This is a genomic window from Shewanella oneidensis MR-1, assembly GCF_000146165.2.
Classification (GTDB): domain Bacteria; phylum Pseudomonadota; class Gammaproteobacteria; order Enterobacterales; family Shewanellaceae; genus Shewanella; species Shewanella oneidensis.
Window position 1 is genome coordinate 4,566,131 of sequence record NC_004347.2, and the last position, 22,328, is coordinate 4,588,458.

Consider the following 22,328-nt stretch of genomic DNA (forward strand, 5'->3'; position numbering starts at 1 on the left):
ATTGTGATAACCCCGCCGAGTGATTTGATGGGCCCAGTCCCAATAAAGCTGGCGCTGGTGATCCCCAATTACAATCACAGTGCCGCCATCAGCCAAGCCTTATCCGAGCTTGCCGCCCTCAATCTGCCCTGCTATTTGATTGACGATGGCAGTAATGATGAGACCCGCTATCTGCTGCAATCCTTAGCGGAGCAACACGATTGGGTGACTTTGTTGCAACACCCCTACAATCGGGGCAAAGGCGCCGCTGTGATGACTGGGCTTCGCAGCGCCTATCGCGATGGTTTTACCCATGCGCTGCAGGTCGATGCCGACGGCCAACATAATCTGAGCGATATCCCCGCCATGCTGGCCAAGGCGCAGGCCAAGCCGGATGCGCTGATTTCGGGCAAACCCGAGTACGACAAGTCCGTCCCCAAGGGGCGACTCTATGGCCGTTATCTCACCCATTTTTGGGTATGGGTCGAAACCTTAAGCTTTGATATTCAAGATTCTATGTGCGGATTTAGGGTGTATCCCTTAGCCGCCACTGAGCGCCTCTTCAGCAAGCAAGCGCTGACAGAACGGATGGATTTTGATATCGAAATTCTAGTAAAACTCTACTGGCAGGGGGTGGAAATTCTGTTTCATCCCACCAAGGTCATTTATCCCGAAAATGGCGTCAGCCACTTTCAATGTGTGGCCGACAATGTGCGTATATCTAAGCTGCACACGCGGTTATTTTTCGGCATGTTAAAGCGTCTGCCGCAGCTGCTGCGCCGTAAACAAGCGGCTAAATCGACGTCATCCGCTCATACTGCGACCCATTGGTCAGCCATGAAGGAGCGCGGCAGTTATTGGGGCATCAAACTGTTAGTCGAAAGCTACCGCTTTGGGGGCCATTGGCTGTGCCGCGCCATTATGTATCCAGTGATTTGCTACTTCTTCCTGACCGGCAAAGTCAGCCGCGAGGCCTCGAGGGATTTTCTGCGCCGAGTGCAACACCTCGAACCGCAGCATCCTCAGCTTAATCAGCCTGTTGGCTGGCGCGACAGTCTGAATCACTTTATCGCCTTCGGAAATGCGGCGCTCGATAGAATCGATGCTTGGTGCGATCGCATCCAATTAAGCCAAGTGGACTTTCCAGACCGTCAAGTGCTCGCCGATCAGCTAGAAAGTGGCAAAGGTGCCGTGCTGCTGGTGTCCCACTTAGGCAATCTCGAGCTGTGCCGCGCGATTTCAATCCACCAGCGTAAGGTCAAAGTGAATGTCATGGTGTTAACCAGCCATGCCGAAAACTTTAATAATGTACTCAAGCAATTAAACCCCAATAGCTCGCTGAATTTGATTCAAGTAACCGAGCTAAATCCCGCAACCTCCATGCTATTACAACAAAAAATTGAAGACGGCGAGTTAGTGGTGATTGCAGGGGATAGAACCTCATCCCACGCCCAAGGGCGAGTCGTGTACGCGCCATTTATGGGTCAAGATGCAGCCTTCCCGCAGGGGCCATTTATTTTGGCCGGACTCTTAGATTGCCCGGTTTATCTGATGTTTTGCCTGCGTGAGCAAGGGCGTTATCGAGTGCATTTAGAACGCTTCGCCGAGACACTTAAAGGCCCACGAGCGGGCAGAATGGAACGACTCCAACAGGCCGTTTATCGCTACAGCGAACGCCTCGAACACTATGCAAGGCGTGAGCCCTTGCAATGGTTTAACTTCTTTGATTTTTGGCGGGATGATAACCAGGTTAACCGCGCGACATCCGCCCACAAAACGACAGCAGCACTCCCGGAGCAGGAGCGCACTACAGACAGGACAGAGCATTTATGAGCCACGTAGTTACTCAAACGACAACCGTTGAGTCGCCAATCGAATTTGGCCGTCAGTTACTCACATTAGAGCAGGTCGTCGCCGTGGCTAAGGGCGCAAAGGTCAAACTCTGTGATGATGCCGATTATCAAGAATATATCCAAAAGGGCGCCCGCTTTATCGATAGTTTGCTGCACGAAGAAGGCGTGGTCTACGGCGTCACCACAGGCTATGGCGACTCTTGCACAGTGAATGTGAGTCTTGACTTGGTCCACGAGTTGCCGCTGCACTTATCCCGTTTTCATGGTTGTGGCCTTGGTGAAGTCTTAAGCGTAATGCAAGCGCGCGCCGTGATGGCTTGCCGTTTAAACTCCCTCGCCATTGGCAAATCCGGCGTGACATATGAGCTATTAAAGCGCATCCAAACCTTGCTTAATCTCAATATCGTGCCAGTGATCCCCGAAGAAGGCTCAGTCGGTGCCAGCGGAGACTTAACGCCACTGTCTTACCTTGCCGCCGTGCTGGTTGGTGAGCGTGAGGTGATTTACCAAGGCGAGCGCCGAGCCACCAAAGAGGTTTATCACGAGCTGAATATCACGCCCCATGTGCTACGTCCCAAGGAAGGTTTAGCCCTGATGAACGGCACGGCAGTGATGACAGCGTTAGCCTGTTTAGCCTTTGATCGCGCACAATATTTAGCGCGTTTAGCCAGCCGCATTACCGCCATGGCGTCGTTAACCCTTAAAGGCAACTCCAACCATTTCGACGATATTCTGTTTGCCGCCAAACCTCATCCAGGGCAAAACCAAATCGCCACTTGGATACGGGAAGACTTGAACCACCATGTTCACCCGCGCAATTCCGACAGATTGCAGGACAGATATTCCATCCGCTGTGCGCCGCATATTATTGGCGTGCTGCAGGATGCGCTGCCCTTTATGCGCCAATTTATCGAAACCGAAGTTAACAGCGCCAACGACAACCCGATTGTCGATGCTGAAGGCGAGCATATTCTCCATGGCGGCCATTTTTACGGCGGGCATATCGCCTTTGCGATGGACTCCTTAAAAAATATTGTGGCCAATATCGCCGATCTGATTGATCGCCAAATGGCATTAGTGATGGACCCTAAATTTAACAACGGCTTACCCGCTAACCTTTCGGGTTCAACCGGGCCACGCCGCGCCATCAACCATGGCTTTAAGGCGGTGCAAATCGGCGTTTCAGCCTGGACGGCAGAAGCACTGAAACACACTATGCCCGCAAGCGTTTTCTCACGCTCAACCGAATGCCACAACCAAGATAAAGTCAGCATGGGCACCATTGCCGCCCGCGACTGTATGCGTGTATTGCAACTAACGGAACAAGTCGCCGCCGCGGCGCTACTTGCTATGACTCAAGGCATTGATCTGCGTATCACACAAAACGAGTTAGACGAAGCCTCACTGACGCCATCACTGGCGACCACGCTCGCCCAAGTGCGCGCTGACTTTGAGCCATTAGTCGAAGACAGACCGCTCGAAGCCGTGCTACGCCAAACCGTCGCTAAAATCCAAGCCGGTGAATGGGAAGTGTGCCGATGAAAGCCTTGCTTAGCATAGAAATGGACATGCAGGTCCCCTTCCACGATGTGGATTCGATGGGGATCACTTGGCATGGGAATTACCTGCGTTACTTTGAGGTCGCCCGCTGCAAATTGCTTGATGAATTAGGCTACAACTACCGCCAAATGCGAGCCTCGAACTACGCTTGGCCGATTATTGATGTGCAAATCAAATACGTTAAGCCCAGCACCTTTGAGCAACATATTACCGTGCGTGCCGAGTTAGTTGAGTGGGAAAATCGCCTAAAAATCAATTATCAAATCCGTGATACCGCAACGGGCGAGCGCATCACTAAGGGCTATACCATTCAAGCGGCGGTCGATATGACAAGCCAAGAAATGTGTTTTGTGACGCCTGAGGTGTTTCGCAGCAAAATCGCCCCGCTGCTGGCAAAGGTTGATAACGAATGAATGCCATCCTCAAAACCTGGTCGCGAGCTAAGTGGGTGCAATGCTTCTGCCAAGGCGCACTTTTAAGCTGCACTGTACTGCTTGGCTCAGTACAGGCACAAAGCCTCTCCCCAGAGCCTCTTCTCACAGATGCGAGCCAATATCAGCCCCTGTTTAACCAAGGAGCCGATAACGCCGCGCTACTTGCTCTCAGCCAAAAGCTTAACCTTGGCGAGACGGTACGCGGCCACTTTGTACAATCCCGCCAACTTAAAGTGTTAAAAAAGCCCCTCATTAGCCAAGGTCAGTTTGTATTCGACAAAGATCAAGGGCTGATTTGGCAGCAGCTTGCGCCCTTTGAGTCCTTGCTCATTTTAAAGGATAAGCAACTTATTCAGCGGGATAGCCAAGGACGAGTGCAAGTCAGCAACGCCGATGCTTCGGCAAGTGCTGCGGCCATGGGAGATTTATTACCAAGTCTGGTGAGTGCCATGCTGGGCGGCGATATTTCAGGATTAAGCAATCATTTTGAGCTGCATTTCTTAGCTCAAGAAACGTTAACAAAAGAAAAGTCAGCTAAGGAAAACTGGCAGCTAGGATTAACCCCTAAAGATCCGCTGATGAAAAAAGCCATCGCTAACATGGTGCTCGAAGGCAGCGATACTCTTCATGCCTTAGTGCTGCTCAGCGCCGCACCCAGCGTGAGTCCGCAGGATATCACCCGTATCGATTTTCGCGAGCTGCGCCAAGGTAAGCTAAGCGACGCCGAATTAGCCCAGTTCTCTATCGCGCTAACTCAAAAAAATCCTCCACGGGAGACAGATCCTAAAGAGAGTAAGGCAAAATAATGACGCTCAAGATTGCCGCACGCATAAATCACACTTTAATGCAGACATCGATCAAATGGCGTTTAGCTATTTGGCTGAGCCTGATGCTGGCGGCGAGTCTATGGACGCTGCAACTGTGGCACAATGGGGCCAAGGTACAGAGTGATATTCTCGCCATGCTGCCCCATCTGCAGCAAGACACACTCACGGCACGCGCCCTTGAGCAAGTGGAATCAACACTCGCCGATCAAGTGTATCTTGCCCTGATTGCCAAGGATGAAACACAAGCAATTGCCGCGGCAACACTCTTGATTGAGCAGCTTGAGGCTCAAAACGGCGCCTTTACCGATATTCGCAGCGCCGATATGCAGATGGGTGAAGCCCTAGGCCAATATTATTTTCCCCATCGATTTAAGCTATTAACCTCAGAGCAAACCGATGCATTAACCCATAATGGCCTCGATAGCTTAGTTGCCTCGGCAACTACTCAGCTCTACAGCGCCTTTAGTTACGCCAATAGCCAACTCTTGACCCAAGATCCTTTGCTGTTATTTCCCGCCAATTTGCTCGCCCTCGCGCCCAGTTCGAAACTGAGCGCCAAGCAAGGGATTTTACTTGCTCATCCCAACCAAGGTGTTGATAACAGTGAAGGCGTGGCCGCCATTGTAATGGCAAAGGGCAAAGACAGCGCCTTTAATCCCAATGCCCAACTCATTCAGCAAGCAGCGTTAACACAAGCACTTACCGCAGTGACTGAGCAATATGCCGGCATACAAGTATTACAGGCGGGCGCACTGTTTCATGCCATTGAAGCCACCAATACCGCTAAGAGTGAAATCTCTATCCTCGGCCTCGCCTCTCTGCTTGGCGTGGTGTTATTAGTCTGGCTGGCCTTTCGCTCCGTCATGCCGCTGCTGCTGGCGATAGTGACAATATCCAGCGGCCTACTGCTGGCGGTGACCTTTACCTTAAGCGTGTTTGGGGAACTGCATTTGCTCACCCTCGTCTTTGGCACCAGCCTGATTGGGATAGCCATCGACTACAGTTTCCACTTTTACTGCGAACGCCTAAACGAGCAACATCACAGCGCTCAGGCGACTGTGGCCTATATCTTCCCCACAGTGTCACTCGCCTTTATCACCAGCGCCTTGGCCTATGTCGGCATTGGCCTCGCGCCGTTTCCCGGCATGCAGCAAGTGGCGATTTTCTGCGCCTCTGGCTTACTCGGTGCCTACCTGACGTTAGTGCTGGCTTACCCACTCTTAGCGGGCAGCAAGTTACCTTCGGGAGAGCAGCCGCTGAATCTTGCTCAGGCTTATCTTGCACGCATGGCGCAATTCTCAAACAAGCTAGTGTCGCCATGGGGTTTGAGTCTATTCACCTTAATACTCGCAGGTGTCTGCCTGCTGGGCATCAGTCAACTTAAGGTGGATGATGATATTCGCCATTTACAGCAAAGCCCAGTGAGCGTGACAGAGCCTGAAGATAAGCTCAGAAAACTCCTCAGTGGTGGCACGGATAACCAGTTTTTATTAGTGCGCGCGCCCAGCGAAGAAGCCTTATTGCAGAAACTCGAAAGCCTAGGCCCACAACTCGATATCGCCATTAAACAGCAAGAACTGGGCAACTATGTTAGCCTCAGCAGTTACCTGCCAAGCAAGCAAAAACAAGATGCAGCATATCGGTTACAGGGCGAGATTTATCAATCGCAACTCTCCGCAGTACTCAGTAGCATAGGGCTAGATGACAGCCTAGCGCCAAGCCTTTCTGTAGCCTATCTTGCCGCCAAGGATAGCTATATCACCCCGACGGATTTTTTCGAACTTGGCCTAGGTAAACAGCTAGCGCCACTTTGGCTTGCACCTCTGGGATTAGCGCCGCTTGAACACTCAACGGACCCAACGGCCAGTGCAGATAATACAAAACTAGGAAGCGACAGCCATGGCGCCATAGTGTTGCTCGGTGGTATTGAAGATATTGCGGCTCTCAAAGCGCGCTTTGCCAAAGATCCACAGGTGCAACTCGTCGATAAAGTCGCGGATATTTCCACCTTGATGGGGCATTATCGCCTGCTTACCCTTAAATTATTGGGGCTAGCACTCGTTATCGCGCTCTTGCTATTTAGCCTAAGTTTTGGACTCAAAAAGGCCACTGTGGTCGTCGCCGTGCCTGCACTCGCCGCGGTACTCACCTTAGCCATTTTAGGATTAGTCGGCTCTCCCTTAAGCTTATTCCATGCGCTGGCGCTGATTTTAATCTTCGGGATTGGGATAGATTACAGCTTGTTTTTTGCCTCCGTTGAGCAACATGGCAAGGCGGTCATGATGGCGGTATTTATGTCCGCCTGTTCGACCCTATTGGCCTTTGGCTTACTCGCCTTTAGCCAAACCCAAGCTATTCATTACTTTGGATTAACCCTATCCCTAGGCATAGGCTTTACCTTTGTACTTTCGCCATTGATTTTGACCACAAGTCAGGTTTTAACCACCAACAAGGTCTCGATACCTACAAGGAATGTTATTTAAATGTCTACCTCTACTGCGGCTAGTGCCACACAGTCCTACTCCCTTTGCGTCGATGTGGCCATTATTGGTGCGGGCCCCTCAGGCTCGATTGCCGCTAGCCTGCTACATAAGCAAGGCAAACGTGTCGTCGTGCTTGAAAGACAACACTTTCCGCGCTTTTCGATCGGTGAGAGTTTGCTGCCCTGCTGTATGCAATTTATTGAAGAAGCTGGCATGTTAGAGGCGCTGAATGCCGCGGGATTCCAATATAAAAATGGTGCAGCCTTCCGCCGTAACGGGGTGTATACCACCTTCGACTTTACCGACAAATTTACCCCAGGACCGGGGACAACCTTCCAAGTGCAACGGGGAAACTTCGACAAATTACTCGCCGATACTGCGGCAAGCTTTGGGGTGGAGATCCGTTACGGTGAAACCGTTGAGGCGATAGATTTAACTGCCGCACCACGTTTAACTGTGCGTAACGAGCAGGGTGAACTTTATCAAGTCGAGGCCAAATATGTGCTCGATGCCAGCGGTTTTGGCCGCGTATTACCACGGCTGCTCGACCTAGAAACGCCGTCTTCACTACCCACCCGCAGCGCCATCTTCACCCATGTGGAAGATAACATCAGCGATCCCAACTTCGACCGAAATAAGATTTTAATTAGCGTGCATCCGCTGCATCAGGATATTTGGTACTGGTTGATTCCCTTCAGCAACGGCCGCTGCTCACTTGGTGTGGTAGCCGAACCACAATTACTCGCGCGCCTCGAAGGCGATTTAGAGCAGCAGTTACTGACCATAGTCAAGGAAGAGCCAGGCCTTAACGCACTGCTTGCCAATGCCAAAGTCGCCCAACCCTGCGCGACACTCAAGGGCTATTCCGCCAACGTGTCGCGCCTCGCCACCGATAAATTTGCGTTGCTGGGCAATGCCGGCGAGTTCCTCGACCCCGTGTTTTCATCGGGCGTGACTATCGCGATGCAGTCGGCATCCATGGCAGCCAAATGCGTGACCAAACAACTTAATGGTGGCACAGTGGATTGGCCTACCGAGTACTCAGCGCCGTTAATGCAAGGGGTGAACACCTTCCGCACCTATGTGCAGGCTTGGTACGATGGCCGCTTCCAAGATGTGATTTTTTATGAAGATCCGAACCCTAAAATCAAGCAGATGATTTGCTCGATTTTGGCGGGCTATGCTTGGGATGTGCAAAATCCCTTTGTTAAAGAATCCGAGCGACGTCTCAATATGGTGGTCGAGCTATGTCGGCAGGATGCTGAACTAATAACCGCCGAACCAGCCATTAGCGAATTAGCCGAGGTGTAATTCGATGCGTCTAAGCCCTAACGCCAAAGGCCGCACAAAAGCGATAGTGACAGTTGCCCTAATGCTCTCAAGCCTCGGCTTGATAGGCTGCAGTGAGCTGCTCTATCGGCAAACCTGCGTCGGATTCACAAAAGATATGCGTTATTGCTTAGCGCCACTGCCACAGCATTTTGGCCCTGCAACGGATAAAACGCCCGCTAAACCAACTAGCAATCAGCCTACCGCAAACCAGACTGGCACTGACTCTCCGAGCCTGAGCCAGCAAGGCGACAGCAAAGCAAAGGTATCCTCCCAATCTTTTAGTCAGAAGGTGAGCATTAAAGTGGGCGATAACACCCATGAACTGCTCACCCAGCTCGAACTTGAAGGGGAACGCATGACGCTGGTTGGGCTCGCTCCGCTAGGGCAAGCGTTGTTTACCTTGGTTTACGATGGAAATACACTCAGCAGTGAGCAGAGTCAGCTACTCGGGAATGAGTTTAAAGCCGAATATCTTATGGCGATGATGCAACTTATCTATTGGCCAGAACAGAGTATTCGCAGCCATTTAGAAGGTGGTCAACTCGTGACAGGACTGTGTGACACTATTCCCTGTCGCCAGTTTTATAGCCAAGACACACTTATCAGTAGCAGCGATAACCAGATCCAAGTGATACAAATTCGTTATCAGCACCAAACCGACGATACCCTTTGGCAGGCGCACATTAATTTAACCATGCCGCAGGCAAAGTTTGAGTTAGAGATACAACCGATTTAAGCGTTACGTTAAAAACGGCTAAGCCATAATCACAATGTTAAACTCAGCAATATTAGCCACTTATATTTACCACCCAGATTCGGTAATAGGTATAGCAAGCCGCAATGAATAACAGAGTCGCCATTACACAGATTGGATTGTGTACCCCGTTAGGGCAAACGCCCGAGCAAGTATTAGCCCGCTTGATCGCAGGCGATACCAGTGCCATGCAAACTAGCGATAGCCTATTATTTGGGCAGTCGACACTGGTTGCGCCCGTCACAGAGTCGTTACCGACGATTCCTGCCGCGCTGACGCAATTCGATTGTCGTAATAATCAGTTACTCCTTGCAGCCGCGCTGCAAATTACCGACACGGTTGAACTGGCGAAACAGACATATGGCGCCGACCGCATTGGTGTGGTGTTAGGCACCAGCACCTCGGGGATTGCTAAGGGCGAATTAGCGTTAGCCTATCGCAATCAACATGGCCACTTCCCAGCTGATTATCATTACTTTCAACAGGAATTAGGCAGTACCAGCGACTTTTTGCGCCAGTTATTTGAGCTCCAAGGCCCCAGCTACACCATTTCAACCGCCTGCTCCTCCAGCGCCAAAGTGTTTGCCAGCGCCAAACGTCTACTTGAGGCCAAGCTGTGCGATATGGTGATTGTCGGCGGTATCGACAGCCTGTGCCAACTCACAGTCAACGGGTTTCACGCCTTAGAATCGGTTTCCAAGGGACATTGCAATCCCTTCAGCGCCAACCGCGATGGCATCAATATCGGTGAAGGCGCCGCGCTATTTACCCTGACCTTAGCGACAGACAACACAGCAAATGAAGCCTGCGTATTGCTCGCTGGTATTGGCGAGTCGAGCGATGCACACCATATGTCAGCGCCGCATCCTGAAGGCGCAGGGGCGATTGCCGCCATGAAGGCCGCGCTGCGCGATGCGCAAATATCAGCGCAAGATATTGATTATATAAACTTACATGGCACAGCAACGCCCAAAAATGATGCAATGGAAAGCCGCGCCGTACTCTCGGTATTTGGCGACACACCGCCTCCCGCGAGCTCAACCAAACCGCTGGTCGGCCACACCTTAGGCGCTGCGGGCGCAATTGAAGCCGCATTTTGTTACCTCTTGCTGTCACAGCATAATCACAGCTTTGCTCTGCCGCCCCATAGATTTGATGGGCAGCAAGATCCGCAGGACCCCAGCATTGCGCTAGTCGCGCCCATGCAATGTGCCGAGCATGGCAAGCTTAACTATGTGATGAGCAACTCCTTCGCCTTTGGCGGCAGCAATGCTAGCCTGATTTTTTGCCGTAAAGGGGCTTAAGATTTATGTCCAGTTCTACTGACACTGCAATGGCAGCCGCCGAGCCGATTTGGCTGCAACACTTAGCCGAGCAGAATATTGCCGATTTTATTCCGCATCGTGCGCCAATGATCTTGATTGATAAGATTATTAGCCATCAGCAGGATGCGCTCGAAACCGAAGTGCTGATCACTCCGCAGAGCGCTTATTTTGACGAGCATCGTCAAGCCGTCCCCAATTATGTGGGCATCGAATATATGGCGCAGAGCATTGCCGCTTTAGCGGGCGTTGAGGCTAAACTGCGTCACGATAAAATCCGCGTGGGATTTTTATTGGGATCGCGTAAATTAGCCTTACACACGGCGCAGTACGAACTCAACCGTCGTTACCGCACTCAGGTTAAACGCCTCTATCAAGAAGAGTCGGGACTGGCGGTATTCGATTGCCAGATTTATCTATTGCCAGAGGCGCAAGCACAGCAAACACCACTGTTAGTCGCCGAGGCGAATGTGAATGTGTTCCAGCCACAGGACACCCAAGCGTATATCGCCTCAAGCCAGCAGGCTTAATGCCCAGAGTTATGCTTTGCAGCAACAAGTATTATCACAAAAGGATTTAGCCCTTTGATGCATTACCAGCCAATAATCCAGCGTCATAGGGTGGAGAAATAAAGATGAATAACAGAGTATTAGTCACAGGTTCGAGCCGCGGTATTGGCAAAGCCATCGCCCTTAAACTGGCTGCGGCAGGTCATGATATCGCGCTGCATTATCACAGCAATCAGGCTGCAGCCGATGCCAGCGCCGCAGAGCTTCGCGCCCTTGGTGTTAACGTCAGCCTATTAAAGTTTGATGTTGCCGACCGCGTTGCCGTCAGAGCCGCCCTAGAGGCCGATATCGAGGCAAATGGCGCTTATTATGGCGTGGTGCTCAATGCGGGGATCAACCGTGACAATGCTTTTCCGGCGATGAGTGAAGCCGAATGGGATAGCGTAATCCACACTAATCTCGATGGTTTTTATAATGTGATTCATCCCTGCGTTATGCCTATGGTGCAAGCGCGCAAGGGCGGACGAATTATCACCCTAGCCTCAGTATCGGGTATCGCGGGTAACCGTGGTCAGGTCAATTACAGCGCCTCTAAAGCTGGGCTGATTGGCGCAACCAAGGCGCTGTCCTTAGAGCTGGCCAAACGCAAGATTACCGTTAACTGTATCGCCCCCGGCTTAATCGAAACCGATATGGTGGCGGATATTCCTAAGGATATGGTCGAGCAGTTAGTACCGATGCGCCGCATGGGGAAACCCAATGAAATAGCCGCCTTAGCAGCCTTTTTAATGTCGGACGATGCCGCCTATATCACGCGCCAAGTGATTTCGGTGAATGGAGGCATGATCTAAATGGGTGAGCCGACAAATCCAACCCGCTTGGGTAGACGAGTAGTTGTCACTGGTATCGGTGGCATTACCGCCTTAGGTCACGACTGGCTAAGTATCGAAAGCAGCCTTAAGGCACAAAAAAACTGTGTAGTGACGATGGCGGATTGGGACAAATATGACGGGCTAAACACTCGCCTTGCCGCCCCCGTGACCGACTTTGAAGTGCCAAGCCATTATTCGCGTAAAAAAATCCGCTCCATGGGGCGAGTCTCGATTATGGCGACTCGTGCCAGCGAACTTGCACTTATCGATGCGGGACTCTTGGACGATCCTATCGTCACTTCGGGAGAGATGGGCATTGCCTATGGATCTTCCACGGGCAGTACCGATCCCATTACCGCCTTTGGCGATATGCTGAAAACTGGCGATATGTCAGGCGTTACCGCCACCAGTTATATCCGCATGATGGCCCACACCACAGCGGTAAACGTGGGGGTTTTCTTTGGCCTTAAAGGGCGCATTCACACCACCAGCAGCGCCTGCACCTCAGGCAGCCAAGGCATAGGTTACGCCTATGAAGCGATTAAATATGGCCAGCAAACCTTAATGCTCGCGGGCGGCGGTGAAGAACTCTGCCCTACTGAAGCCGTGGTATTTGATACGCTATTTGCAACCAGCACGAAAAACACGACGCCAGAATTATCGCCACGCCCTTTTGATGCCCAGCGCGATGGTTTAGTGATTGGCGAAGGCGCTTGTACGCTAGTGCTTGAAGAGTTAGAACACGCCAAAGCGCGCGGCGCTAAGATTTACGCCGAGATCGTCGGCTTTGGTACGAACTCCGATGGTCAGCATGTGACTCAACCCAATAGCGAGACCATGGAAATCGCCATTCGCCTCGCCCTTAAGGATGCGGCGCTCACGCCAGACGCCATTGGTTATGTGAATGCCCACGGTACCGCCACCGACCGAGGTGATATTGCCGAAAGCCATGCGACCCACGCGGTATTCGGTGCGGATATGCCAATTTCATCCCTTAAAAGCTACACAGGCCATACCTTAGGCGCCTGCGGTGCGTTAGAGGCTTGGGTGAGTATCGAAATGATGAATGCGGGCTGGTTTGCCCCCACGCTCAATCTCGACAATATCGACCCAGAATGTGCCGCGCTCGATTACATTCGCGGCGAGCCACGTGCACTCGACACCGACTATGTGATGAGCAATAACTTTGCCTTTGGCGGTATCAACACCTCACTGATTTTTAAACGCTGGAAAACGACATAAGGACATATCAATGAAACCATTAGTTGCAAGCATTTTACTCGGTATCAGCTTACTGACCTCACCCGCATGGGCGCAGGATTATACGGTTGAAACCTATCAGGAAATTTTTAAAGGTGACAACCAATTTAAGCAAAAACAAGCCATCGAAGCGCTGACGCTTGCCGGATTGTCCGATCCCGCCATTTACGATGTGTTAGAGGCCAAACTTATCGCATCACTGCCACAAGCCACCGAGAAAAATGCTATCGACTATAGCGCCTGGTTAGTCAAAGGCTTAGCTTACTCAGGTAACGATAAATACAGCGGCACCATCAACAATATTGTCAAAGGCAGTTACCATAAAAAGCTGAAAAAGTACGCCAGCCAAGCCCTTGAAAATCTTGATCAATATAAAAAATGGAACGCTATTTTAGGCGATAAAAGCCAATATGTGGCCGAGCAAAGTACTAAAAACAATGCCTATGCTAACGCTTTTAAAAGCAATGAGTTAGAGCTAATGCGCCTAGCAGCCAAACGCATGATGGATGATCAAAACTATGATGACTTTTTGCTAGAACGCCTGAGCGTTGAGCTTAAAAATCCACGCCTGATGAGTAACGATAAGTTGGCCATCGATACCTACGCCAATATGGCTAAAGCTCTCGCGGCGTCGGGCAATACCCAATATAGGGAAGTGATTGAAAACATTGCCAACAATAACCCCAACAAAAAACTCAAAAGCTACGCCGAGAGCTATTTGAAGAAGTACTACTAATCTCTTTTGAGTTAGCAAAAGCGTTAACAAAAAGCCGAGAATCATCTCGGCTTTTTTATGCGCTTGTTTATCTATATCGCTCAAACGATCTTCTCGCCAATCACCATAGTTTGCCTTTGAGATATTATTCAGCAACCGAAATCGATATATTCAAGTTGAAAAGACTTATGTTTCCGGGAGGAAGTTTACAACTTGTTACACTTTTATGGATTTAACATACAATTCGAAAAATAATTTATTAATAATAGCAGCATAACTACATATACAGGAGTTCTGTGATGAACCTTAAATATCTGCTGTCTGCTCTTGCTTTTTTATCCTGCTCTACTTTTACCCTAAACGTTAGCGCCATGCCCACGGATAACGAGGCTAAAATTATTACCAAGGCCGAACTTTCTGCGCCAATAATTTTAGAAAACACTCAAGAAAATAACTACCTAAAAATATCGCTAACTGGTTTTAAGCAAGATGAAACAGAAAAAAGCCCGATTAACCTGTCACTGGTTATTGACCGCTCTGGTTCAATGTCTGGCGATCGTATAGAAAAAGCTCGTGAAGCGGCCATTATGGCCATTAACATGCTTAAAGATGATGATATCGTCTCGGTAATTGCTTATAGCGATAACGCATACCTGATTATTCCGGCAACTAAAGTCAAAAATAAAAATGAAATGATTAAAATTATTAATGACACAATCAAACCAGGAGGTTCTACCGCACTGTTTGCAGGTGTGAGTAAAGGCATTACAGAAGTTAATAAATTCATTAAAAAGAACCAGGTTAATCGTATTATTTTACTTTCTGATGGTCAGGCAAACATCGGACCAAGCACTACGAAAGAGTTAGCGGACTTAGGTCAGGTCGCGGGTAAACAAGGTATTGCAGTAACGACAATTGGCCTTGGTAATGGATATAACGAAGATTTAATGACCGCTCTGGCTGGCTTTAGCGATGGCAACCACGCTTACGTAGAAAACTCCGCTGATTTAGAAACCGCCTTTGTTCGCGAATTTAACGACGTGATGTCAGTCGTTGCACAAGAAGTAGTCGTTACGATCAAACTGCAAGACGGCGTAAAACCGGTTCGTTTGCTGGGCCGTGATGGCGATATTCTCGGTAATAATGTTACCGTTAAAATGAACCAACTCTACTCTAATCAAGAAAAATACGTCTTATTAGAAGTGGTTCCGCCTAAAGGAAAAGAGAGCGAAAACAAACTACTGGCTGATGTTTCAATCAGCTATGACAACTTAAAAACCCATCATAAAGATACTTTTAACGATCAGGTAAACATCAGCTACTCTAAGTCACCACAAGCAGTACAAGCTGCAGTTAAAGAAGAGATTGTCGTTGATTCGGCCATACAAAAAGCCAACATTGAGAATACACGGGCCATAAAATTATTGGATGAAGGTAAAAAGGATGAAGCCAATAAGATCATCCAACAAAACGCAGCGGATATGGATGCACTCGCTATCAGCGTCAATACCCCTGCAGCCAAAACTAAAGCGATATTGGGTATGGAAGCCAATAAAAAACTGGCAACAGAAGTTGAAACTAAAGACGTTTCTTCATCGCGAAAAAGTTTAAAAGAAAGTACCTATAGCACAGAAAAACAGCAGATTAAAAAGTAACAAATTCCCGGAGATAAGAGTATCTTATCTCCGGTTAATGATTTAACGGCTAATAAATTGATGAAATCCCAAAAATCCCTTTTTCTAGAGGGCGTTCAAAATTCTGTGTCAGGCTAATTTTTAAATTTCTAGCACGCTATCTAAACGTCCTTCAAAATAAATCGCTAACTGAGATAAACAAAGGCTCCAATTGTGGATTGGCATAGTCCATTTATCTGAGGCGTTTAATATGCCTGCGTAAAGTAGCTTCAACAAGCTATTTTCATTAGGAAATGCACCTTTGGTTTTGGTGAGCTTTCTAAATTGGCGATGCACAGCCTCAACCGCATTGGTCGTGTAAATCACTTTCCTGATATGTTCTGGGTACTTAAAATAATGGGACAAATTATGCCATTTGCGACGCCAAGAGTTGATTACCAACGGATAAGCATCACCCCATTTGGCCTCCAGTTCGTCCAAGGCCATCTCTGCGGCTTCTTTACTCACGGCTCGATACACAGGCTTTAAATCAGCCATAAACGCTTTCTGATTTTTTGAGGCGACATACTTCATTGAGTTGCGGATCTGGTGGATAACGCATAGCTGTGTTTCCGTATGAGGGAAGATACTGGCTATGGCCTCAGGGAAACCGGTCAAGCCGTCAACACAGGCGATAAGAATATCTTTTACACCACGATTATTAAGATCGGCCAGTACGGATAGCCAGTAATTAGCGCCTTCATTTTCGGATAAGTGAAGCCCTAAAATTTCCTTTTTTCCTTTCATATTAAGCGCTAACAATGTGTAAACGGCTTTACTGACGTAACGCCCATCCTCTTTGACTTTATAATGTATCGCATCAAGCCAAACGATAGGATAATGGCTATCTAATGGGCGCTGTTGCCACGCTTTAAGTTCGGGGATGAGTTTGTCGGTGATGGCGCTTACTGTTGCGTTAGACACATTGAGCCCATACATATCTTCAACATGTTGATTAATATCGCGATAGCTCATACCTATACTGAACATCGATAACACTTTACGTTCGATTTCATCGGTTAGTGTAGTTTGATTTTTCTTAATCAACTGAGGCTCAAAGGTGCCATTGCGGTCTCTAGGCGCGTCTAACTCAAAGTTACCGGACGGATGCTTAATGGTCTTAGGGGTTTTGCCATTTTTACGATTAGGCTGAGGATCATGCGCTAAATGCTGCTCAAGCTCAGCCTGGAGAGCCGCTTCAGTGAGTTGCTTGATCAGTGGGCCAAGAATGCTGTCTTTACCTGTGAGGCTTTTACCTGATTGCAGATCTTTAAGGGCTTGTTCGAAGTTAAAAGGTTGGGTCATGTGTCATTCCTGTTTTTGAATATTTTACTGAAATGACACAGAATTATGAACACTACCTTTTTCTATTTGTTATCATCACTGGCCTGATAATGGGAGTTATTAGTTATTTTGGCTTTCGAGCGCTGACACAAGAAAGCACCCTGAATGAATACCAAACTCAACAATTGGCTAAAAGCCACGTAGCTCAAACTCAATCATTTATTCTGCAACAGCTGAATCAAAAACAGGTTAGATTAGATGCCATGCTAGCCTATCTGTCTCTAGATAAAAATGCGCTACATACCTTGATATCCCAAGACAGCGATATCGAGAACATCTTTGTTCTGCAAAAAAATAAGCTCGCTTTTCCTGATATATCTCAACCTTTAAGTTTGAAAGATCAAACGCTGGCTGAACTGATTATGCCAATAAGCCATGACCCTACATTGTTAATGGCTAAACAACCCACATCTGAAGATAAAAGCCCTAACTCTGGCTGGTTAGTCTTACAAGACAATAACTATCCAGCACTTATTTACTGGCGTAAAACCGATGAAGATACGGTAGGTATAAAACTCTCTTACGTTAAATTTTTAGCTGATGTTATCTCTGCTCTCGATACAAATTTTACACCTGATGGTATAAAAATTTCCGATAACGGCCAGGTACTTTACCAACTGTCCCCAGAGCCTATCGGTAATAATCAAACGCCTTCTTATAGCCAGAATTTACCTTTTCCGCTACACGGTTGGCAGATTGACTATTATACCGCACCTGTGAAAGGGCAATCTCTTTACTATCTAGGCACCATATTAATTGTCACCATTATTTTGGCCGTTGGCTTTATGGCATTTATGCTATATCGCGAGTTTAATCGCGCAACCAGATTAGCAAGCCAACAGGTTAGTTTTGTCGGACAGGTTTCTCACGAACTTAAAACGCCACTGACGAATATCACGCTTTATGCTGAAATGCTTAACGAAATGGAAGCAGAGGAAAACGACCAGAGAGCCCATTATCTTGGAGTCATTATCAGTGAAAGCCAACGCCTATCTCGCCTGATTCAAAACGTGTTGACCTTCACCAAACTGCCACAAATTTGCATTCGCCAAGTCGATATTAATCAATTAATGAATCAAATTTATACTGCGTTCAAACCCGTATTTGAAGCCAAAGAAATCCATCTCAACCTCAATATTAATGGGCAATTATCAACGAAAACAGACGTTGATCTGGTAACCCAGATTATCAGTAACCTACTCAGTAATGCCGAAAAATATGCTGCAACAGGTAAGCAGGTTGACCTTAATGTCGAACAAGATAACGACAATATTTTTATACATATCCGAGACTACGGTAACGGCATAACGGCTAAAGAGTTAAAACAAATATTCCAGCCGTTTTATCGGGTTAGATCATCGATTACCGAAGGAGTGAGCGGAACAGGTATCGGACTCACCATTGCCCGCCAGTTAGCTGAAACGCTGAGCGGTGAGATTAACGCAATCAACAATGAGCCCGGAATGACGTTTACGCTAAGACTTCCAAAACGCTAAGCCCGCTACAACAATTAATGGAATAATTAATAATGAAAATTCTTATCGCCGAAGATGATATTCATATCCGCCAAGGGTTGGCCGATATGCTTTCCAGAGAGGGATATTCCGTTCTGCTTGCTGATAATGGCAAAGTTGCCCTGTTAAAATATCAACAAGAGCAGCCGGATTTTATTATTCTGGATATTATGATGCCTGAGTTAGATGGCTATTCAGTCTGCAAAGAAATCAGAAAGCACGATGAACAAACGCCGGTGATCTTTTTATCCGCTAAAGGTGAAGAGCTTGATAAAGTTCTGGGGCTTGAGCTTGGTGCGGATGACTATATTAATAAACCATTTGGTATTCACGAGGTTCGGGCGCGAATCAAAACAATTGCCCGACGCTGTCTGAAAGCCAAACAGAATTCACCAGATCAAAGCTTCATTTTCGGTGATCTGACAATTTACCCGATGGAACTCTGTGCTAAACGGCAACAACAAACGATTGAGCTATCACTGCGGGAGATAAAAATTCTGTCATGTCTACACAGGTATAAAAACCAAATCGTGACCAGAGACATGCTGTTGGATTGGGTGTGGGGCGTTGATCATTTACCTAACAGCAGGACATTAGATCAACATATTTCAAAGCTCAGAAAAATGATTGAATCAGATCCTAATACACCTTTATTAATCAAGACGATTCACGGCTATGGCTACCGGTATCAAGAATAAGCATTACCTGAGCAGAATGGGGGGTTCACATTTATGGCGCAATGGTATGAATTTCATTAGGAGCATAGTTTGTGCTGTTAAGCCAGGATATATGGCAGTAAAACCGCTTTAAGCGATAAATAAGTCGCATCAAAAGCAACGATAAAAGTGAGATTGCTGAACAGAAAACGAAGGCCAAAAACCTTCTGTGAACGAGTATTGCCTAGACTCACCGTGAGCGTCCATATGACCGATTAAATTTGGCGGGCAAATGTTAGCCGGTAACTCCGAATGAGGCAGAAGCTGCAACGATATTTACCCCAAAGGTTTCTACTTTCCTATCGGTAAACACACCGCCTACTTCACCAAAGAAGACGACTTCATCCTCATCGTTGCCCTGTTAGGTCAACCACAGCTACCCCCAAATCATCTGAAATAGCTCACCCTTTTTATAGAACTGATGTATTTTCCGTGGGAGTGAGACCAACCATGATACTGACTCAACGACACTCCACGGAGAGAGGCCAACCATGGTAGTGACTCGACGACACGCCACGGAGTGAGGCCAACCATGGTACAGGCCAGATAACACACCAAGGAGTGAGGCAAACCATGATGCTGGCCAGATAACACACCAAGGAGTGAGGCAAACCATGGTATTGACTCAACGACACACAGCAAGTCCATCCCTGGATGCTCGACCCTGTAGGATCCCCTCATAATTCATAGCCCCAACAACCATGAGTTAATGAGAGTTGGGCTAGTTTCTTCGCAGCACAAAGCAAATCATCTGCTGATATGGGGTAGTCATGCCGTCGCCGCAGCAGTTCTTTGCCCATCCTGATTGTTGATAGCACATTCCTTTTCTTTACCGTGTTGGCTTGGAAGTGCCGCTGTAATTGCTGTGTTTCTCCGTATAATCCTACCCACCAAAATGCCAGTTGTACCAATAATGCTATCAATAGCAGTATGTCCATCCTCGCCGCATAACGTGTTCTGCTATGACGTAAACCAAAGCCATAAGCGGGGCTTTTTAAATCTCTAAAGGTTTCTTCTATTTGCATCCGTTTTTGGTAAATATTAACCAGTTTTTGAGGCGACATGGCTTCTATGGTCAAGTTGGTCACCAGTGCCCAAGGCTCTTTGGCGGTCAGTTCATACGTCCATTGCGCCGTATGGTGACAGTCTGTTGTCGTACTTCGCTGACCTTTTCTGCCTTTACTTGGAGCCCTGAACAATACCATCTCGCATAACAAGGGTTTCTTTACCGATAACGCCACTCGCCCAACATGTTTTGCGCGACGACTGGCTTTGGGATAAAGCGCTTTTAGCGAAAATTGGCGACCGAAGGGGTGCAGCCGATAGACACTTAATCCTCTGACACGACCCAGCCAATACCAACCGAGCTGCTCGACTTTTCGAAACCATGGATTACGGAAGCCCGCGTCAGTGACTATCAGCGGGGTAATATTGTCAGGTAACACTTTATGGAGTTCATTCAGAAACTGATTATGGGCAGTTTGTGTGCCTTGTAGTACTAACGGAAATGTTCGCTCGTAGAGCGTGATAGAGCGGCCCTTAATCGCAATAGAGGCGCGTAGTGCAATCAGTTCACGACCTTCACGCATATCAGACCAATCCACCAGTATGGTCGGCATCGTATGTGCTGTTAGCAGCCACTTTGCATGCCACTGATAAACAGCCAGTCTTTCATGGTGAAGGTGCGGGTTGCCCAATAATCTATCCATGCGTTTTATTGAGTGTTTAGTATGAGTGCTGGTGCCATCAATGTGCCGCCCTAAATGCGTGAGGGTGAGACAATCCGCGTTGATGAGGGCTTTGCAGGCGACCATGAGTGTATTCAGTCGCTTTTGATGGATTTCTGGACAATGTTGATAGAGAGATTAATGTAAGATAGTTAACACTTGCACCTTGATGCCCTGTGATTGATGTTTGTTCGCACTTCCATCTGATCACACTTCAAGGTGCAAGTTCACTCTAATTTAATGATTTATCTGAAAATCATCAGGGGATTCTTCAGAGTACAGGTATAATAGAAAAGTGACAGCCCTCGGGGAAAACGAGCCAAAGGAGTATCGTTTTTTATTTTCAAAAAAACATTAAGCAACTGAAAATATATGTCTTTTCATATTTTCTGATTTACATACCGCGCCAAAATACTTCTTGGTATATAAAGTCTCGCTTTTTCTGCATGAAAAAAGATTGAAAACTCACCCTAATGGATGCTAAGTTACTGGCACATTTGAATTATTTACTCTTATTTCTCAAACTTCGAGTCCATTATGGTTTGGGTTTCATTAGAAGTGCGGGTAATACACTGTTATGCTCTAATCTATTAAATTTTGAAACTTGTTTTTCATTTTTTAAATGGTGAATTTATTTAACTCGGAGGTTATATGGCAGCGAATACAACAGGAACAATAATGAGACAACCAGAAGATGGCAATATTAGACTGTGGCGCTATATGGATTTTTCAAAATTTGTTGCGCTAATATCATCAAAATCACTTTTCTTGAATCGAGTTGATAGATTTACGGATCCTTATGAAGGTCATTTTTCGAGTCTAAATAACCGAATCAGAAATAGCATTTATGAAGCTCAATATGCGGGTTCTGAAATTGATCCCCATAAAGTTGCTAATGCAATATCCGACTTTAATAGTTTCTCTAGACAATGGACTTATGTGAATTGCTGGCATGCAAACAAGTATGAATCAGCAGCAATGTGGGATTTGTACGCCAAGACAGAAGAAGCAATTGCTATTGAAACGGATTATAACTCATTAGCAGTAGTGCTACCTTCCGATGCTCAATTAGGTCTTGTTGAATATATCGATTTTGATACTGAATGGATGCCGGAAAATAATACAACTTACCCCTTCGTACATAAGAGAAAATCTTTCGAGCATGAGAAAGAGGTTCGAATCATAGTGCAGGAGATACCGAGGGCAAAAAGTGGAGTTGGTTTCGATTGGGAAGCTGTAAATGATAAACATGGCATATCACTAGATATCGATTTGAATCAGTTAATCAAATCAATTCATGTTTCACCTACAGCACCTAAATGGTTAGTCGATCTAACTAACACGGTGTCAAAAACCTTCGGTATTGATGCACACGTTAAGCAATCAGATTTATATAAAGCACCAATCAAATAATAATTCATTAATAAGATCGGACAGGCATAACTTTTTTCATT

At 47.4% G+C, this 22,328-nt stretch carries 18 protein-coding genes; 16 read left to right on the forward strand and 2 right to left on the reverse strand.

Going from position 1 to position 22,328, the window contains the following annotated elements:
• Positions 1 to 3 precede the first annotated feature (3 nt).
• The 13 genes from SO_RS20310 to SO_RS20370 all read left to right on the forward strand — a co-directional run bounded on the left by SO_RS20310 (position 4) and on the right by SO_RS20370 (position 15,555).
• Positions 4 to 1,812, forward strand: coding sequence for a glycosyltransferase family 2 protein (locus SO_RS20310; RefSeq protein WP_164925926.1), 1,809 nt, complete (start codon positions 4 to 6; stop codon positions 1,810 to 1,812).
• Positions 1,809 to 3,374, forward strand: a complete 1,566-nt coding sequence (locus tag SO_RS20315) for an HAL/PAL/TAL family ammonia-lyase (protein WP_011074028.1) — start codon at positions 1,809 to 1,811, stop codon at positions 3,372 to 3,374. The genes SO_RS20310 and SO_RS20315 overlap by 4 nt, the downstream gene beginning before the upstream one ends.
• Positions 3,371 to 3,805: an acyl-CoA thioesterase gene (locus SO_RS20320; protein ID WP_011074029.1), complete on the forward strand. Its 435-nt coding sequence runs from the start codon at positions 3,371 to 3,373 to the stop codon at positions 3,803 to 3,805. Before SO_RS20315 ends, SO_RS20320 begins: the two co-directional genes overlap by 4 nt.
• Entirely contained in the window at positions 3,802 to 4,632 is an 831-nt protein-coding gene (locus SO_RS20325; RefSeq protein WP_011074030.1) for an outer membrane lipoprotein carrier protein LolA, read from the forward strand. The genes SO_RS20320 and SO_RS20325 overlap by 4 nt, the downstream gene beginning before the upstream one ends.
• Entirely contained in the window at positions 4,632 to 7,136 is a 2,505-nt protein-coding gene (locus tag SO_RS20330; RefSeq protein WP_011074031.1) for an MMPL family transporter, read from the forward strand. The genes SO_RS20325 and SO_RS20330 overlap by 1 nt, the downstream gene beginning before the upstream one ends.
• A complete protein-coding gene (locus SO_RS20335; protein ID WP_011074032.1) occupies positions 7,137 to 8,447 on the forward strand; it encodes an NAD(P)/FAD-dependent oxidoreductase in 1,311 nt (436 codons plus the stop codon).
• Positions 8,448 to 8,451: 4 nt separating this feature from the next.
• Entirely contained in the window at positions 8,452 to 9,204 is a 753-nt protein-coding gene (locus SO_RS20340) for a DUF3261 domain-containing protein (RefSeq protein ID WP_011074033.1), read from the forward strand.
• A gap of 104 nt (positions 9,205 to 9,308) precedes the next feature.
• Positions 9,309 to 10,526 carry a beta-ketoacyl-[acyl-carrier-protein] synthase family protein gene (locus tag SO_RS20345; protein ID WP_011074034.1) on the forward strand — a complete coding sequence of 406 codons (1,218 nt, stop codon included), beginning with the start codon at positions 9,309 to 9,311 and terminating at the stop codon, positions 10,524 to 10,526.
• A gap of 5 nt (positions 10,527 to 10,531) precedes the next feature.
• Positions 10,532 to 11,074: a hotdog family protein gene (locus tag SO_RS20350; protein WP_011074035.1), complete on the forward strand. Its 543-nt coding sequence runs from the start codon at positions 10,532 to 10,534 to the stop codon at positions 11,072 to 11,074.
• Positions 11,075 to 11,178: 104 nt separating this feature from the next.
• Positions 11,179 to 11,904: a 3-ketoacyl-ACP reductase FabG2 gene (locus SO_RS20355; RefSeq protein ID WP_011074036.1), complete on the forward strand. Its 726-nt coding sequence runs from the start codon at positions 11,179 to 11,181 to the stop codon at positions 11,902 to 11,904.
• On the forward strand, positions 11,905 to 13,167 hold the full coding sequence (locus SO_RS20360; protein ID WP_011074037.1) for a beta-ketoacyl-ACP synthase: 1,263 nt from the start codon (positions 11,905 to 11,907) through the stop codon (positions 13,165 to 13,167).
• A 10-nt stretch (positions 13,168 to 13,177) separates the two neighbouring features.
• The gene (locus SO_RS20365; RefSeq protein ID WP_011074038.1) at positions 13,178 to 13,921 is read left to right on the forward strand and encodes a hypothetical protein; all 744 of its coding nucleotides are present in this window, start codon (positions 13,178 to 13,180) and stop codon (positions 13,919 to 13,921) included.
• A 278-nt stretch (positions 13,922 to 14,199) separates the two neighbouring features.
• Positions 14,200 to 15,555, forward strand: a complete 1,356-nt coding sequence (locus SO_RS20370; protein ID WP_011074039.1) for a vWA domain-containing protein — start codon at positions 14,200 to 14,202, stop codon at positions 15,553 to 15,555.
• Positions 15,556 to 15,675: 120 nt separating this feature from the next.
• On the opposite strand, the gene SO_RS20375 is transcribed toward SO_RS20370, so the two are convergent.
• Positions 15,676 to 16,878, reverse strand: a complete 1,203-nt coding sequence (locus SO_RS20375) for an IS256-like element ISSod4 family transposase (RefSeq protein WP_011070721.1) — start codon at positions 16,876 to 16,878, stop codon at positions 15,676 to 15,678.
• 89 nt (positions 16,879 to 16,967) lie between these two features.
• Here SO_RS20375 and SO_RS20380 point away from each other — a divergent pair, with 89 nt between their 5' ends.
• Both SO_RS20380 and SO_RS20385 read left to right on the forward strand, forming a co-directional pair.
• Positions 16,968 to 18,413, forward strand: coding sequence for a sensor histidine kinase (locus SO_RS20380; RefSeq protein ID WP_202950644.1), 1,446 nt, complete (start codon positions 16,968 to 16,970; stop codon positions 18,411 to 18,413).
• A 32-nt stretch (positions 18,414 to 18,445) separates the two neighbouring features.
• Positions 18,446 to 19,129, forward strand: a complete 684-nt coding sequence (locus SO_RS20385; protein WP_011074040.1) for a response regulator transcription factor — start codon at positions 18,446 to 18,448, stop codon at positions 19,127 to 19,129.
• Between the two features lie 695 nt (positions 19,130 to 19,824).
• Here SO_RS20385 and SO_RS20395 read toward each other — a convergent pair.
• Positions 19,825 to 20,988 (reverse strand): IS4-like element ISSod3 family transposase, encoded by a 1,164-nt coding sequence (locus SO_RS20395; RefSeq protein WP_238560613.1) that lies wholly within the window; start codon positions 20,986 to 20,988, stop codon positions 19,825 to 19,827.
• Positions 20,989 to 21,525: 537 nt separating this feature from the next.
• Between SO_RS20395 and SO_RS20400 the strand changes: the two genes are divergently transcribed.
• A complete protein-coding gene (locus SO_RS20400) occupies positions 21,526 to 22,287 on the forward strand; it encodes a DUF2971 domain-containing protein (RefSeq protein WP_011074041.1) in 762 nt (253 codons plus the stop codon).
• Positions 22,288 to 22,328: the final 41 nt, after the last annotated feature.